Here is a 14,652-nt window from a genome sequence, read left to right on the forward strand (position 1 = left end):
CGCGAGCGAGACGGGGATCTGCTCGCCGTCGCGCGCGGTGATCCACACGCGGCGCTCCATGTAGTCGCGCGGATCGAAGTCGCCGAGCACGGTGGATCGTTTGAGCAGCCGGTCCTCGCCGGTCGCCGGGTCGATCTCATGCAGTTCGCCGGGCCGCGTGTAGCTGGAGAACGCGTAGCGCACGCGCGGCGCGTCATACGACGGATTGCCGGACGTCCCGATCGAGTACAGCCGTCGCGTCTCGCCGGGCAGCAGGTCGTCGGCCGCGCCGTCCCACGTCGTCACCATCGCCGGACCGTCGTGCGACGGATCGCCGGACGACGGCACGTCCGCGCCGTCCTCGCCCGCACCGCGATGCGCATGCGGTCCGGCCGCATCATCGCCGGTCAGCGCGGCCGACGATTCGGCCTCGTCGACGACCGGATCGACGTCCCAGTCGCCGTCCAGCGCGGGCGGCGTCAGCTCACGGAACGACCACGGGCGACCGGCGAGAAAGTCCGCCGCCGCCTGACGTTTGGTCATCACGGCGACGTGCGGCAGCCCGTCGGTGCGGTACGAGAGCGCGACGAAATGACGGTGGATGGCGATGCCCTCGATCGCCAGTCCGTGCGCGCCCTGCAGGATGGCCGGATTCTTCGGATTGGCATACCCCGCGCCGACGGGTCGCGCGCTTGCACCAGCTTCGACGTCGTCGCCGCGCTCGCAGCCGTACGGCGAGCCGACAGCCACCGTCACGCCTTCGCCGAGTCGGTACGGCGGCTTGTGCGACCGCATGTCGATCACGTCGATCTCGAAGTTCGGATTGGTTGCGTTGTGGTAGACGACCGCGAGCGGCACGTCCTCGCCGTGCTCCCCCGCCCCTTCGAAGCAGGCGAAACTCACGTCGTATTCGATGTCGGGCTCGCGCGGGATGAACACGGAGAACTCGCCTTCGGGATCGTCCGCGGACAGCATCCACACTTCGGTCGAGGTTTTGGACCCGGTGCCGATCACGATGCTGCGCTCGTCGAAGCTCATGCCCACGCCGGCCCAGAAACGTTCGTCGTCCTCGCGATACACCTCCGCGTCCGCCGAAACCGGCGTGCCGACCTGGTGACGTCGGATCGCGTACGGTCGCCACGCGTCGTCGAGCAACGTGTAGAACACCCACCTGCCGTCGGGCGTGAAGCACGCGCCGGCGATGCCGTCAAGACGCTCGGGCAGCTCCTCGCCCGTTTCGAGGTCGCGGATGCGGAAGTCGTAGCGCTCGTCGCCGGCGGTGTCCACGCCGTAGAGCATCCACCGGCCGTCGCGGCTCAGATCCATGCCGCCGAGCCGGAAGAAGTCGTGGCCTTCGGCCTCGCGGTTCGCGTCGAAGATGATCTGTTCGCCGGGCATCGAGCCGGGTTCGCTCGCCGGGTCGATCACCGGCGGATCCCAGTCGTCGTCGGAACGCACGGGGATGCGGCACTGGTAGCCGTACTGCTGTCCTTCTACGGTGCGCACGAAGTACCAGTAGCCGTCCATGCGCGTGGGCACGGACATGTCGGTCTGCTGGATGCGCGACTTGAGCTCGTCGAACAGCGTGGCGCGCAGCCCGGCGAGCCCCGCCATGCGCGTCTCGCAGTAGCGGTTCTGCGCGGCCACGTAGTCGCGCACGTCGGCCGATTCCTTGTCGCGCATCCACTCGTACGGGTCGATGAACGTGTCGCCGTGGAACGTGCGCGCGTGCGGCACGCGCCTGGCCTCCGGCGGCACGGCCGGCGTATCCGGCCCCGTTGGAGCGGTCGGAGCGGTGATCTTCTCTTCGTCAGTCATGAGCGCCCATTGTAATGCGCGCCCGTCCCGGCCTTCCGCCGGTCAGCAACGCTCGCGCAGGTACGGCAGCATCGTCTTCATCAGGTTCGACCCGGTGGTGCCCATGAACACGGGGACGTCGGTCACCGGCACCGGCTGCGTGGCCGTCACTCCGGCCACCGACGACAGCGGCGACGATTCGCGCGGGCTGAGCTGCCGGATCGCGATGGCGAGCACGCGGCCCGGATAGCGGCGGGTGATCGTCGCATACGTGGTGGGGTCCTTCTGCCCGTCGTCGCCGATGAGGATGAACTTCATGTCCGGGAAGTCGGCCATGAGCTGTTCGGCGAATTCGAGCTTGTGCTGCGGCCCGGTGGGCACGAAGGTCTTGGGGCGCGGGTCGAGGTCGCGCAGCAGCAGCGGCCCTTCGGGGAAGCCGTGGTCCTCGATGAAGTGACGGATGGAGCTTTCGACGTTCCACGGCGAGGTGGACAGGTAGAAGAACGGCGCGTCGGGGAACAGGTCGGCGAGTTTGGTGAACAGCACGCTCATGCCCGGCACGGAGGCCTTCTTCTTCGGGTTGAGCAGCAGCAGGTTGTACGCGGCCTTCCACAATGTGGGCGCCTGCGTGATCATGATCGTGTCGTCCACGTCGGAGATGATGCCCACGCGCGCGGTCGAGGGCACGGTGAACAGGTTGGCCTGCACGGTTTTGCGCCGGCGCACCTTATAGGAGACGCGGTGCACGCCCGGTTCGAGCCGGTGTTCGGCCACCAGATCAAGGTAGCCGCTCGAGTCGGAGATCGCGTATTCGCTGTCGAGATCGCGGCTGTGGTCGACGCGGTCGTACGTTTCGGATTTGCCGACCTGCACGGTGGTCAGCGGATTGCCGTCGATGGCGATGCGCACCTGCTGGCGGGGCGCCGGCACGGTGAGCATGCCGCGGATGCCGCGCGTGAGCGCGCCGGACTGCGCGTGTTCGGGCGCGTAGACGGTGCGGCAGATCAGTCGGGAGTAGTCCTCGGTGCCGTAGCCGACGTACGGTTCGACGTTCGGATACCAGCCCCATCGCCGAACGACCTGCGTGGAGAAGCGCACCCACAGGCCGAACGTGTTGGTGATGATGCGGCGCGTGGCCTGCACGGGCAGCGGCTTGTTCTCGATGCGCTCGTGCTTCGACGCGGCGTCGAAGGTGGTGACGACCCGTCGTGCCGGAATCGGCACGGTCGCCATCTCGTCCTCGTCCGTCGCGTCGGCGGCGGGCGTCGTGTTCGGTATGCGCTGTTGCCTGCTCATACCCCGAACTATACCGCCCACCGCCGCTAAAGCGGTTACGGCCGGCCGCTGAGCGCTACTTGGTCAGTTTCGCGTACTCGTCCGCGGTGAGCAGGTCCGGCTCGTCGTCGTCGAGTTCGATCTTGAGGATCCAGCCCTCGCCGTACGGATCGTTGGTGATCACGCTCGGATCGTCGGCGGCTTCGCGGTTCACGTATCGCACGGTGCCGGAGACCGGGCAGATCAGCGGCTGGACGGCCTTGGCCGACTCGAGTTCGACGATCTCGTCGCCGGCCTCGACGCGCTCCCCCGGCTCGGGCAGGTCGACGAACACGAGTTCGCCCATCTGGTTGGCCGCGTATTCGGTGATGCCGACGAGCGCGGGCGAGACGGATTCGTCCACCCACGCATGCTCCTCGGAATACGACAGATGGTCGGGAACCTCGAGGTTCAGCGGCTGCTCTTCGTTGTTTTCGCTCATGGTCATCTACCCTACCTTACGAACACCCGGCTCGCGAGCGCGCCCCTACAGCTCGCGCCCATACCATTCCTCGATCATGTACCGCGCGATCGTGGCCTTGCCCGGCGCGACCATGCGGCCGGAGACCAGTTCGGCCGTGTATTCGTCGCGGGTCACCCAGCGGGCGGTCACGGTCTCCTCGCCGTCGACGTGCACGTCGGTGGTGAGCGCGTGCGCCTTGAACGCCATCATCAGCGAGGCGGGGAACGGCCACGGCTGCGAGCCGAGGTAGCGCACTTCGCCGAGCTTCAGGCCGACCTCCTCGAGCGCCTCGCGGCGGGCCGCATGCTCGAGGTTTTCGCCGGCCTCCACGAATCCCGCGGACACCGAGTACAGCCGCGCGTCCTTCCATGCCTTGTTGTGCTGCAGCAGCAGCCGGTCCTCGCCGTCGACGATCGCGGTGATCACGGCCGGCTCGACGCGCGGGAACAGCAGGCGTCGACCGTCCGCCTCGTTCGTGCAGCGCTGCGCCCAGCCGCCCATCGCGGTCTCGACCGGCGCGCCGCAGGTCGGGCAGAACCGCTGCCGGTTGTGCCAGATGCTCAGCGTGATCGCGTTGGTCGCCTGGCCGGCCTCGCGCGCGGAGGCGTGCGGCGCGAACCCGCGCAGGTCGACCCAGTCGAAGCGCCGGACGGCCTGTTCGAGCAGGCTCGGATGCTCCGCGGCCGCCGACCGTGCGGCCGGCTGTTCGTCGAACGCGTCGTCCGCGCCGTTGCCGGCCGAATCCGGCACGTTCGGACGCGCCGTATCCGCCGAGGTCTCGATGCGGGTGATGTCGACGGCGACGACGTGCTCGTCGCGTTCACCGCCGTATCCGCCGAGGAACATGGCGACTGCCTGCGGATGGGCGGCGAGTTCCGCGCCCATGTACGCACCCGGCAGCGTGGCGAGACGCATGTGCACGTTCTCGTAGTCGACGATCGCGCCCTGACCCTTGGGCACGGCGATGCGCCCCTCGCGGGTGAGCACGACCTTGGTGGTCGGCTCGGCGAGCAGCGTGCCGATCAGGTTCGGCTCGCCGCGCCGTTCGGTCTGATAGTCGATGTCGCCTTGCGCGAGCGGCAGGAACGGCAGCGCCTGGGTGAGCGCCAGCGGTGAAAACATGCTGTTGTACTTCCTTCCGATGATTTCCGTCGTTCAGTCGACGCGTCGCATGAGGTCGACGAGCGCCGCCGCGACGGTGGCGGGATGCTCGGTCGCGCTGAAATGGCCGCAGTCGGCGATTTCGGTGTAGGTGACGTCCGTGCCGGTCATCGCGTCCGCGACGGCGCGCATGACGGCCGGCGGGCTGAACGGGTCGCGGTCGCCGCCGACGACCGCGGCCGGGGCCGTGACGAGCGGCAGCTGGTCGTTGAGATCGGGACGTCCGGCGGCCATGCGCTGCCGCCAGGCGACGCCTTCGGGCCGCTGGCCGCGGATCCACCGCGTGAACAGCTCCCTGCCTTCCGTCGAGCGTTTGAAGCTGGAATCCGCGTCGGTCGCGTCGGCGAAATGCATCACCGGATCGACCGTATGGCCGTTTTCGCACGCCGCGGCCACGCGCACGCGGTTCGCACGCTGCGCCGGCGCGTCGGCGTCGCCCTTCGTGTCGCACATCGCGAATCCGGCCACGGCGTCCGGATGGCGTCGCTGGATGTCGAGGATCACGTAGCCGCCCATCGACAGGCCGACCCATACGGCCTTCTCGTATCCGGCTTCGTGCAGCAGCGCGACGTACGCGTCGGCCAGCAGGTCAAGCGCATGCTCGTACGCGCCGTCCGTAGCCGCGCCACCGGCGGCGAGCGCCACGGACGAGGCCGCGTCGGGACCGACCGGCACGCCGGCGGTCTCGTCCAGTCCCGGGATCGGACCGTCTCCGGCGCCGGGCATGTCGGGCGCCCATACGGCGAAGCGCGGCAGTCCGGCCGCGTCGGCCTGCCGGATGATCTCGGCCGCGCAGTCGTCCCACATGCGGTGGTCCACCGGGAATGCGTGGACGAGCACCAGCGGCGCGGACAGGCCGTCGCCGTCACGGTACACGGTGTTGTTCAGTTGAAATGTCATCAATGTCATGCTGCTCTCCGTTTAACGGCCCGCCTCCGGCCCTGCAATCAAGGACTCGCCTTACGGCGAGACTCAACCTGCCTTCGCTCACCTATCGGCTCGCTCAGGCTAGGGCTACAGACAGTCCACTGGACTGTCTGTTTAACGCCCTAGCCATGCCAGCGCCCGTCGGACGATGTCGCCGTGACCGTTGACCATCTGGCCGATGAACGTTTCCATCATGTCGCCGTGCGGGTCGACCCATTCGACGTCGAGCGTCTCGTCCTGCGGCTTGCAGTCGCCGGCGATCGGCACCACGTAGCACAGGGCGATCGCATGCTGGCGTGGATCGTAGTATTCGCTGACTCCCGGGGTCGGGAAGAACTCGGCCACGCAGAACGGCTGCAGGCTCTGCGGCAGCACCGGCAGCGCGATGTCGCCCAAGTCCTTGGCCACGTTGCGGGCGATCGCCTCGCGCAGCGTCTCGTGGAAGAGCACGCGGCCGGTGATCAGCGTGCGTTCGATCGACCCGTCGTCGGAGACGCGCAGCAGCGACCCGACCTGCGCGACGCGGCCGAGGTCGTCGGTGCGCACCGGCACGATCTCGACGTACGCGATCGGCATCTGCCGGCGCGCGCGGTCGATGTCGGCGCGGCCGAGCCATCCGGGCGGGTTCCCGTGGCCGGTGCCGTGGATGAAATCCTCGGGCGTGATGTTGTCGAATTCCCCGCGGCGGCGGCCCGCGTCGAAGTCGCCCTCGTCGGGCACCTCATCATTCAAGACTGGCATGGCTCCCATTATCACCCGCTTTCGTTGCGCGGCGCGCGCTCGCCTCGCACAGCGAAACGCGACACACTGGTTTTTCGGCTTTGGGTGGAAGTTGTTGAGTGGTGCTGACATGCTGGTGTCAAGCTATGCCCATAGGGGTAATGGAGCATATCCCCCAGCATTAAGGAGAAAAGAGTCATGGCAACCGTTGCAGTCACCACGAAGGATTTCGAGCAGACGATCTCGGACAACGAGCTGGTGCTCGTCGACTTCTGGGCCACGTGGTGCGGCCCGTGCCGCGCGTTCGGCCCGGTGTTCGAGAAGGCGAGCGAGGCGAATCCGGACATCGTGTTCGCCAAGGTCGACATCGACGAGAACCAGGAGCTCGCGGCCGCGGCCGGCATCCAGGCCGTGCCGACGCTGATGATCGCCAAGAAGGGCCAGGTCATCTTCAAGCAGGCCGGCGCCCTTCGCGCCTCCGACCTGGACGACCTGATCGCGCAGGCCCGTGGCCTCGATGTGAACGCGCAGGGCGAGTCCGAGCCGGCCGCGCAGGAGCCGGCCGCCGAGTAAGCCCGGCATTCCGCCGGTTTCGACCTTCATCCGACGCGCGGACTACACTGGTCAGCAGTGTGCCAGTCCACCGTCGTACGGCAAGCCGGCAAGCATTATCCGATCGTCCAAGGAGCACTATGGCCAATCACCGCAGACAGACGCCCACGTTGAGGTCGTTGAGCAAACGTCAGTGGATCAAGTTCACGGCGATCCTCGCTGCAGTGGGCATGTTTGCCGGGGCCGGCTTCATCTCCCGCAACTTCTACGTCGCCGAGCATCGCGCCTCGGGCACGTCGCAGGTGTCCTCGTATTCGGCGACCGACTCGGACGCCCTCGAGGTGTCCCGTGGCGTCTCGCGTGAGGCGCTGCGCCACGCCGACAAGAACGCCTCCTACGTCACGGTGAAGGTCAACGGCCAGTCGCGCACGGTGCTCGGCTACCACTTCACCGACGTCAAGTCCGTGCTGGACGCGGGCGACATCACGCTCGAGCCGGACGACAAGGTGAGCCCGTCGCTGACCAGCGAGGTCAGCGAATCCACGGTGATCACCATCGAGCGCGCCGGCACGCAGGTGGAGACCAGCCAGGAGCCGATCGCGTTCAACACGGTCAAGAAGGAGACCGACGACCTGCCCAAGGGCACCGAGAAGGTCGAGACGGAGGGCCAGAAGGGCGTGATGGAGATCACGAGCCTGGTCACCCGCTCCGGCGACACGGTCGTCTCGTCCAACGTGTTCACCTCGTACGTCAAGAAGGCCCCGGTCGACAAGGTGATCCTGGTGGGCACCGGCGTCGACACCACGGCCGAGACCGAATCGAACGCCGCGTCCGACACCGCCTCGGTGATCGGCACCACCACGCCTGTGGGCGACATGCAGCAGTGGGCGCACGACTATCTGCTCGCGAACGGCTATTCGGAATCCGACTTCACGGCCACCGTGTACATCATCAGCCACGAGTCCGGCTGGCGTGTGAACGCCACGAACGCCGCGTCCGGCGCATACGGCCTCGCGCAGGCGCTGCCGGGCAGCAAGATGGCCTCCGCCGGCTCCGACTGGGCCACGAACTACCAGACACAGCTCAAGTGGTTCTGGAGCTACTGCGCCAGCCGCTACGGTTCGATCCAGGGCGCGTACAACTTCTGGGTAGCCAACAACTGGTACTGATCCCGCGTCTTTCCAGATCCCACGATCGTCGCCGAGGGGCCGTCGTCATCCGTCGACGGCCCCTTTTCGTATCCGTTCACATCCGCTCGCGTCCGCTCGCATCCGCCGCCGAAGTGCTACCGTAGGAACTCAATGCCCCCGTACCAGCCTTACCAAGGAGGGCCCCATGACATTCAACCGCTACATCGCCTTCAGGATGGCGCTCGAGATCGTCGGCGCGATCTCCTGCGCCGTGCTCGTGTTCGTCAAGAACGATCTGGCCGGATTCCTGGTCACCGGCGTGATCGCGCTGCTGTGGATCGTCGGCGAGATCGTGGTGATCACGATGTTCAACCGCAGCAATCCGCGCACGGACGAACTGTCGGACCGCCACCAGTACGCGGCGGTGCGTTTCTCGTTCATGACGCTGGTCGGCGCGCTTACGATCATCGGATTCGCCGGCATGATCTCGTCGCTGGCGATGCACGCGCCGTGGAACGTCAGCCCGATGCTGCTGCCGACGCTGGCGATGCTCGCGCTGTCGCTGTCGGACGCGCGCTACCTGTGGCTGGAGTCCGACGGCCTGCACGGGGGCGACGATGAGGACTAGTCTCAAGCTGCACCGCATGGAACGCGGGATGAAGCAGTCCGATCTCGCGGATCTGGTCAACGTGCGCCGCGAGACGATCGGCCGCCTCGAGCAGGGCCAGTACTGTCCGTCGCTCAGGCTCGCGATGGACATCGCCAGGATCTTCGACACCACCGTGGAGGACCTGTTCAGTTTCGACGACGAGACCGACGGCTCCTCCCCCGCCGCCAAATAATCCGTTCATTATGCGGTCATCTCGCCCCGTGATGCGCCTTCTTCGGCGTGTCGCGGGGCATTTTCGTCGAAATTCATCGCGCGTTCACACGGAATCGTTGGAATTCCAACGATTCGTACAAAAACTGCCGCAACATCGCCATGTGCGGACGTTGTCGCATCGCGTGATGCCGTTGTCACCTCGTGTGACGCAGATGTCACATACCCCCGTTCCTGCGGAAACCCAGTGCTTGCAACGGTCGCGGAGATGAGTATAGTGATCCGCAGCACCAAGGAATTGGGGAAACTTAAGGACTTCGTGCTGATGCACACCAGTTTTTGTGGAGGTTCATTATGAAGAAGAAGATCGTGGCCCTGCTGGCCGCCATCGCCACTGTTTTCGGTTTCGGCTTCGCTTCCAGCGTCGCCATGGCTGACGATTACGGCCTGACCGGCACCGTGTCCGGCAACGTCGTCACCCTGTCCGCTCCGGCCGGCACCTTCGCCGCCAACGAGGAGCTGTCCATCACCGTGGACGACACCTACGTCTCCAACGTCACCTTCGCCGCCGACAAGACCTACACCGGCAACGCTCACGCCGATGGCTCCGCCGTCATCAAGCTGACCCTCACCGACGCTGCTCTGGCCAAGGGCTACACCGCGACCTACACCGTCAAGGGCCTGACCTCCGGCAAGACCTACACCGTTTCCGTGACCGCTCCGGCCACCGGTGAGGGCACCGGTTACGGCACCGACGGCGCTCCGACCACCGCCGAGACCGGCGCCGCCATCGCTCCGTACGCCGTCGCCGTCGCCCTGCTGGCCGCCGCTGGCATCGCCGTCTTCGCCGTGCGCAAGACCTCCGTTCGCTGAATTCATCCAGCATCGGCTGATCTGAACTGATTCGAAGACCCCGGGCTTGCTCGGGGTCTTTTTGTATGCCTCCGTTTGCACCCGTCACCCCCCCCCGCCTGTACGCTTCCGGCAAACTTCAGCGATCATTCAGGCGATTCCCGAACGATCCGCCACGACACGAATAGTATGGTGAAACCATGAAAGTACTGTTTGTCTGCACCGGCAACATCTGCCGTTCCCCGATGGGAGAGCTGCTGCTCCCCCGCTATTTCGCAGATCCGTCCATCACCGCCGACAGCGCCGGCACGCGCGGCCTGATCGACCATGAGATCGACCCGTCCAGCGCCAAGCTGCTGGCGGCCGACGGCATCGACTCGAGCGCGTTCCGGTCCAAGCGCATCACGCCGCAGCTCGCGAACGACGCCGATCTCATCCTGTGCTTCGAGCCCCACCAGCGGCAGGACATCGCCACGATCGCGCCGCGTGCGGGCCGCCGCACGTTCCTGCTGACCGACTTCGCGAACATGTGCACGTATTGCGCCCAGCAGGGCTATCTGGAGGGCTCCACGCAGCCCGAACGACTTGAGTCGGTCATCGACAACGCCTCGATGATCCGCCCGATGCTGCCCGCCCCGCTGACCATCGAAGACCCGCACCGCAAGGAGTTCCCCGTCTTCCAGAAGGCCCACGACCAGATCTGCCAGGCCCTCACCATCATCGCCAACACCACCAAGTAACCATCTCGGAATCCGCTACGCGCGATGCCGTGCTGGCGGAGCCTCGGCCCCCTCACTGAGGGGGCTGTCACGCGAAGAGCGTGACTGGGGGAGCTCCGCGACCGCAGGCCGCCAGTAAACAGCATCGCGCGGCAGCGCGATTCCTCAAAGATGCAGGAGGCCCCCTCTCCAATCCCGGAGAGGGGGCCTCCTGCATTTATAGGAAGAATCGCTACTTCTTCTTCGCCGACGCCCGGCGCTTGCCGCTCTTGCGGTGCTGCGTCGTCTCGTCGTCGTCATAGTAGTAGTTGCCGTAGCTGCTGGTCTTCTTGCCTTCCTTGGCGAAGTTGAAGACGAATCCGGTCACCGACACGCCAAGGTTGTCCAGCTGGGAGGCGATGTCGCGCAGCTCGCGCTTGTCGGTCACGTCGCGGCCGGAAACGAGCACGATGCCGCCTCCCATCGCGCCGAACACGGCGGCGTCGTTGGCGACGATCATCGGCGAGGTGTCGATGATCACGTAGTCGTACTGGGTGAGCGCCTGACGGATCAGCTCCTTCATGGTCTTGGAGTTGAGCAGCGCGGACGGGTTCGGCGGCTTCGGGCCGGCGGGCATGATGTGCAGGTTCGGCTTCCAGTAGCGCTGCACGACGTCCTTGACGGACGCCTGTCCGGACAGCACGTGCGCCAGGCCCGCGTTGCCTTCGAGCGACAGCTTGTCGGCCACGGACGGATGGCGCAGGTCGGCGTCGATGAGCAGCACGCTCGCGCCGTTCTCGGCGAGCGTGGCGGCGATGTTCGCCGAGGTGGTGGTCTTGCCTTCGTTCGGGCTGACGGACGAGATGACGATCAGTCGCGCGTTGGTGCCCTCGACCGGCGAGGTGAACGACAGGTTGGTGCGCACGCGGCGGTATTCCTCGGCGATGGAGCTGCTCGGTGCGGACACGATCACCGGCACGGGCTGCTTGAGCGACTCGTCGTCGGGGATGCGGCCCATGATCGGCGCGTCGATGATCTCCTGCAGATCGTGCGCCTCCTGCACCTTGGTGGACAGCAGATCGCGGATGAGCGCGACGAACACGGCGAGGATCGCGCCGACGACCAGGCCGATCGCCATGTTGAGCGCCACCTTCGGCGAGCTCGGCGAGGTCGGTTCGGTGGCCTGCTGCACGATCGAAAGCTTGACCGGAGACTTCTGAGTGGAGTCGTACAGCGAGTTCTGCACGACGCTCTGCAGCGACTTGGCGACTTCGTTCGCGATCGTGGCCGACTGTTGCGGCGAGTCGTCCTCGACGGTGATGTTGACGAACGCCGTGTTGGTCGGGTTGGTGACGGTCAGCTGCTGGCCGAGCTGGGCGACCGTCAGGTTCAGTCCAAGATCGTCGATGACGGGCTGCAGGACCGCTTCGGTGGTGGTCAGCGTCGGGTACGACTTGATCTGGTTGGAGATGTACGAGCTCGCGTTGTTGACGGAGGAGATGTCCTCGCTGTTGGCGACGGTCTGGTTGTAGGTGGCGAACACCTGCGCCGTGGCCGAGTACTTCGGCGGCACGAGCAGCGTGTACGCGCACACGGCCGCGAATACCACAACGAACGTGATGATGGCCGAGATGAGATGCTTGCGGATGATGCGCAGCAGATCCATGAGCGTGACGCCGCCGTCACGTGACTCCACGGCTTCTGCCGGCAGCTGGGCCTGCACCGGTTCGTTTTTTTCTGCGGAAACCACGAGGTTCTCCCTCTTCAGTAACTATGCACACAAAACGTAGCCCATCGTATCAACATGCATGTACCCCCTTACCGTTACATTCCACTTTGTGCACCGCCGGCCATGATCCCGCCGCCACGCAATAATGCCGGCGGAGCCTCGGCTCCCCTTGCCAGGGGAACTGTCAGCGAAGCTGACCGAGGGGTAGTCGCACCCGTCGGCCGTGCATGACGGCTCGGCGGCTCTGCCGGATCTCCCCGGCTTACCTGCCCCTACCTCACATTCGCTTGGTACAGTGGCTCACGGCAATCAACCGGAAGGAACCAACGCATGTCCTCCACTACACCTCAGACGTCCGCCGCGCCGTCCGCCGCGCGCATCGCCGATCTGCCGGCCGGCGCGCTTACGGCCACGGTGTCCCGCATCACCGTCACGCCGTCCGACCTGCTGATGTTCGCGGCCGTGGCGACGCTTCCGTTCGACGGCACCAAGCTCGGCGTACCGCTGCCGTATTGGACGCCGGTCTCGCCGTGGCTGTTCGCCGCGTACGCGATATTGAACGCTCGGTATCTGCGAGACACCGTGCGCCGGTTCCTGCCGCTGTTTCTGATGCCGCTGCTGTTGGTTCTGATGTCGTTCTACGGCTGGCGAACGATCGGCGTGCACCCCTCGGCGCTGGCCAAGTCGCTGCTGTCGGTGCTGTTGTGCCTGTTATGTCTCGCATCGTTGGATATCGGCATTCGATTGAAAAGACTGCCGGTGCGCACGTTGCTGACCACATTGTTCGCCGCGTATGTGCTTGCGTTGGGTACCGGCATATTGCAGTATGTCTCGCTGGCGCGTATGTGGAATTGGCAGCCGGTGCGCTTGTATTTCTGGAATCTGATCTACCGGTATTATTCGTCGGTCAGACCGCAATTCCTGTTCGCCGAACCCAGTTACATCGGCATGCATCTGTTCGGCGTGCTGCTGCCGGTGTACTGGCTGACGCGCGACCGTCGCGTCGGCATACTGGTGCCCACGTTTGCGATCGCCGCGATCGCGATGGGTTCGGGCACGCGCATCGTGCTGGATTCGATCATCGCCGCGTTTCTGTGGATCGTCGGCACCGTGAATTTCCGTTCGCGCAAGGTGACTGCCGGATTCGTCGGCGCGCTATGCCTGATGGCCGCGGGATGCACGAGCGCACTGGTATTCGACGAGCGGTTGAACGCGCTGGCGACGAAGGGGCTGCTGTCCGGAGACGGTTCGATGAGCGCGCGCATTTTCCATATGCTGGCACCCATGTGGGCATGGAAGCATGATGTAACGCATCTGCTGTTCGGCTGGGGCGCGGGCAATATCTCCGACGCGGTGCGCACCGGGTATGCGGGCGCGCGGCGCTGGTATGACGCGCATGGCGGCATGTCCAGCGAGGAGATCGACGGTTTGGCCAATCCTCCTGCGGATACGTTCACGATGAGCGCCTACGCGAGCTTCATCACCGAATTCGGCGTGCTGTGCTTTGCCGCGTTCCTGCTGCTGGTGGTGTTGCATGTGACGCGGCTTCACGCGTGGAATCGCCGGACCATATGCTGGATGGTGCTGGTCGCATATCTGTATGTGCAGTTCGAATCCTATGCGTTTTATGCGATTCCGTTATTTTTGTGGGGCGTGACGACGTCTGGGACGATATCCGGGAATTTGTCCGGAAATGTATCCGGGAATACGTTCGGGAATGCGCCCGGAAATGTTCCGGATCGCAAATCAATATCGTATTCCCGCGAATATGCGGCGAATAATAGCTTAGAATAGAAGAGTTCATTATCAACGCTATTTGATCGCGCATCAGATCGCATATCAAAGGAGTCATTATGGCATCCCTGCTGCAGGGTTTTGAAGAGGTCCAGCTGGTCAAGCCGCTCGGCAAAACCGTTCTGACCGTCACCGATTCCGCCATCCGTTTCAACAAGGCCACCGCCGAGGCGCTCGGCTTCCCGACGTACGCGAAGGTGCTGATCAACGACCGCACCAAGCAGATCGCCGTCACCCCGGCCACCGCCAAGTCCGACAACGCCGTGAAGTTCAGCAAGCCGGACGGCAAGCAGGTCGCGTCGATCAGCGTGAAGGACGCCACCGTCGTGGCCGCCGTCTCCAAGTATTTCACCCTTCAGGAGGCTCCGGAAGGCGAGATCGCCTATGAGTCCATCGTCGGCACCCCCTACCAGAGCGACAAGGTCGTCATCTTCAGCGTCGCCGACGCCACGTCCGGCACCATGAAGCGCCGCGGCCGCAAGAAGGCCGACAAGTCCGAGTCCGTCGAGGAGTAAGCCATCTCTTCATCTCTGTCTGCGTCCGCAGACGCATATGCGGCAAAGAGCGCATACGGAAACGCGCGAGTGGCGAGGCCCTTTCCATGGGGCCTCGCCACTCGCGCGTTTGTGCGATGGTGACGGATCATCCCCGCGTATGCGGAACAGACAAACAGACCGAAGTCGATTTCAACGACAAGTTCGGATCATCCCCGTCAC

The 14,652-nt window shown here is 65.3% G+C and carries 16 protein-coding genes; 8 read left to right on the forward strand and 8 right to left on the reverse strand.

The window, feature by feature from the left end; translation table 11 throughout:
* The 6 genes from JS533_RS07785 to JS533_RS07810 all read right to left on the reverse strand — a co-directional run.
* Positions 1-1,797, reverse strand: a 1,797-nt coding sequence (locus tag JS533_RS07785; RefSeq protein WP_241513870.1) for a S9 family peptidase, incomplete at its 3' end; no start/stop codon positions are given.
* 42 nt (positions 1,798-1,839) lie between these two features.
* Positions 1,840-3,072 (reverse strand): App1 family protein, encoded by a 1,233-nt coding sequence (locus tag JS533_RS07790; RefSeq protein ID WP_241513871.1) that lies wholly within the window; start codon positions 3,070-3,072, stop codon positions 1,840-1,842.
* 55 nt (positions 3,073-3,127) lie between these two features.
* Positions 3,128-3,538 (reverse strand): glycine cleavage system protein GcvH, encoded by a 411-nt coding sequence (gcvH, locus tag JS533_RS07795; RefSeq protein ID WP_241513872.1) that lies wholly within the window; start codon positions 3,536-3,538, stop codon positions 3,128-3,130.
* Positions 3,539-3,577: 39 nt separating this feature from the next.
* Positions 3,578-4,675, reverse strand: a complete 1,098-nt coding sequence (gene nudC, locus JS533_RS07800; protein WP_241513873.1) for an NAD(+) diphosphatase — start codon at positions 4,673-4,675, stop codon at positions 3,578-3,580.
* Between the two features lie 33 nt (positions 4,676-4,708).
* On the reverse strand, positions 4,709-5,614 hold the full coding sequence (locus tag JS533_RS07805) for an alpha/beta fold hydrolase (protein ID WP_241513874.1): 906 nt from the start codon (positions 5,612-5,614) through the stop codon (positions 4,709-4,711).
* Between the two features lie 141 nt (positions 5,615-5,755).
* Positions 5,756-6,382 carry an NUDIX hydrolase family protein gene (locus tag JS533_RS07810; protein ID WP_241513875.1) on the reverse strand — a complete coding sequence of 209 codons (627 nt, stop codon included), beginning with the start codon at positions 6,380-6,382 and terminating at the stop codon, positions 5,756-5,758.
* A 177-nt stretch (positions 6,383-6,559) separates the two neighbouring features.
* Between JS533_RS07810 and trxA the strand changes: the two genes are divergently transcribed.
* The 6 genes from trxA (at position 6,560) to JS533_RS07840 (ending at position 10,455) form a co-directional block, all read left to right on the forward strand.
* Positions 6,560-6,934, forward strand: coding sequence for a thioredoxin (trxA, locus tag JS533_RS07815; protein ID WP_241513876.1), 375 nt, complete (start codon positions 6,560-6,562; stop codon positions 6,932-6,934).
* A gap of 119 nt (positions 6,935-7,053) precedes the next feature.
* On the forward strand, positions 7,054-8,082 hold the full coding sequence (locus tag JS533_RS07820) for an aggregation-promoting factor C-terminal-like domain-containing protein (RefSeq protein WP_241513877.1): 1,029 nt from the start codon (positions 7,054-7,056) through the stop codon (positions 8,080-8,082).
* A 166-nt stretch (positions 8,083-8,248) separates the two neighbouring features.
* Complete coding sequence (locus tag JS533_RS07825; RefSeq protein WP_241513878.1) at positions 8,249-8,671, forward strand: hypothetical protein; 423 nt, start codon at positions 8,249-8,251, stop codon at positions 8,669-8,671.
* Positions 8,661-8,885, forward strand: a complete 225-nt coding sequence (locus tag JS533_RS07830; protein WP_241513879.1) for a helix-turn-helix transcriptional regulator — start codon at positions 8,661-8,663, stop codon at positions 8,883-8,885. The genes JS533_RS07825 and JS533_RS07830 overlap by 11 nt, the downstream gene beginning before the upstream one ends.
* A 332-nt stretch (positions 8,886-9,217) precedes the next feature.
* Positions 9,218-9,736, forward strand: a complete 519-nt coding sequence (locus JS533_RS07835) for a hypothetical protein (RefSeq protein WP_241513880.1) — start codon at positions 9,218-9,220, stop codon at positions 9,734-9,736.
* Positions 9,737-9,915: 179 nt separating this feature from the next.
* Positions 9,916-10,455 (forward strand): arsenate reductase/protein-tyrosine-phosphatase family protein, encoded by a 540-nt coding sequence (locus JS533_RS07840; protein WP_241513881.1) that lies wholly within the window; start codon positions 9,916-9,918, stop codon positions 10,453-10,455.
* Positions 10,456-10,666: 211 nt separating this feature from the next.
* On the opposite strand, the gene JS533_RS07845 is transcribed toward JS533_RS07840, so the two are convergent.
* Together JS533_RS07845 and JS533_RS07850 are read right to left on the reverse strand one after the other, a co-directional pair.
* Positions 10,667-12,163: a tyrosine-protein kinase domain-containing protein gene (locus JS533_RS07845; protein ID WP_338024172.1), complete on the reverse strand. Its 1,497-nt coding sequence runs from the start codon at positions 12,161-12,163 to the stop codon at positions 10,667-10,669.
* Between the two features lie 326 nt (positions 12,164-12,489).
* Positions 12,490-12,723: a hypothetical protein gene (locus JS533_RS07850; RefSeq protein ID WP_241513882.1), complete on the reverse strand. Its 234-nt coding sequence runs from the start codon at positions 12,721-12,723 to the stop codon at positions 12,490-12,492.
* Between the two features lie 28 nt (positions 12,724-12,751).
* Here JS533_RS07850 and JS533_RS07855 point away from each other — a divergent pair, with 28 nt between their 5' ends.
* Positions 12,752-13,936, forward strand: coding sequence for a hypothetical protein (locus JS533_RS07855; RefSeq protein ID WP_241513883.1), 1,185 nt, complete (start codon positions 12,752-12,754; stop codon positions 13,934-13,936).
* 59 nt (positions 13,937-13,995) lie between these two features.
* The gene (locus JS533_RS07860) at positions 13,996-14,451 is read left to right on the forward strand and encodes a hypothetical protein (protein ID WP_241513884.1); all 456 of its coding nucleotides are present in this window, start codon (positions 13,996-13,998) and stop codon (positions 14,449-14,451) included.
* Positions 14,452-14,652 lie beyond the last annotated feature (201 nt).

The sequence above is a fragment of the Bifidobacterium amazonense genome, from assembly GCF_018555435.2.
Lineage (GTDB): Bacteria > Actinomycetota > Actinomycetes > Actinomycetales > Bifidobacteriaceae > Bifidobacterium > Bifidobacterium amazonense.

What these genes read in the sequence shown, in the direction of transcription:
- JS533_RS07790 (WP_241513871.1), bottom strand. Translation starts at nt 3,072, where the DNA reads ATGAGCAGGCAACAGCGCATACCGAACACGACGCCCGCCGCCGACGCG.
- JS533_RS07835 (WP_241513880.1), top strand. Translation starts at nt 9,218, where the DNA reads ATGAAGAAGAAGATCGTGGCCCTGCTGGCCGCCATCGCCACTGTTTTC.
- JS533_RS07805 (WP_241513874.1), bottom strand. Translation starts at nt 5,614, where the DNA reads ATGACATTTCAACTGAACAACACCGTGTACCGTGACGGCGACGGCCTG.
- JS533_RS07840 (WP_241513881.1), top strand. Translation starts at nt 9,916, where the DNA reads ATGAAAGTACTGTTTGTCTGCACCGGCAACATCTGCCGTTCCCCGATG.
- JS533_RS07825 (WP_241513878.1), top strand. Translation starts at nt 8,249, where the DNA reads ATGACATTCAACCGCTACATCGCCTTCAGGATGGCGCTCGAGATCGTC.
- JS533_RS07820 (WP_241513877.1), top strand. Translation starts at nt 7,054, where the DNA reads ATGGCCAATCACCGCAGACAGACGCCCACGTTGAGGTCGTTGAGCAAA.
- JS533_RS07810 (WP_241513875.1), bottom strand. Translation starts at nt 6,382, where the DNA reads ATGCCAGTCTTGAATGATGAGGTGCCCGACGAGGGCGACTTCGACGCG.
- trxA (WP_241513876.1), top strand. Translation starts at nt 6,560, where the DNA reads ATGGCAACCGTTGCAGTCACCACGAAGGATTTCGAGCAGACGATCTCG.
- nudC (WP_241513873.1), bottom strand. Translation starts at nt 4,675, where the DNA reads ATGTTTTCACCGCTGGCGCTCACCCAGGCGCTGCCGTTCCTGCCGCTC.
- JS533_RS07855 (WP_241513883.1), top strand. Translation starts at nt 12,752, where the DNA reads ATGCCGCTGCTGTTGGTTCTGATGTCGTTCTACGGCTGGCGAACGATC.
- JS533_RS07830 (WP_241513879.1), top strand. Translation starts at nt 8,661, where the DNA reads ATGAGGACTAGTCTCAAGCTGCACCGCATGGAACGCGGGATGAAGCAG.
- gcvH (WP_241513872.1), bottom strand. Translation starts at nt 3,538, where the DNA reads ATGACCATGAGCGAAAACAACGAAGAGCAGCCGCTGAACCTCGAGGTT.
- JS533_RS07860 (WP_241513884.1), top strand. Translation starts at nt 13,996, where the DNA reads ATGGCATCCCTGCTGCAGGGTTTTGAAGAGGTCCAGCTGGTCAAGCCG.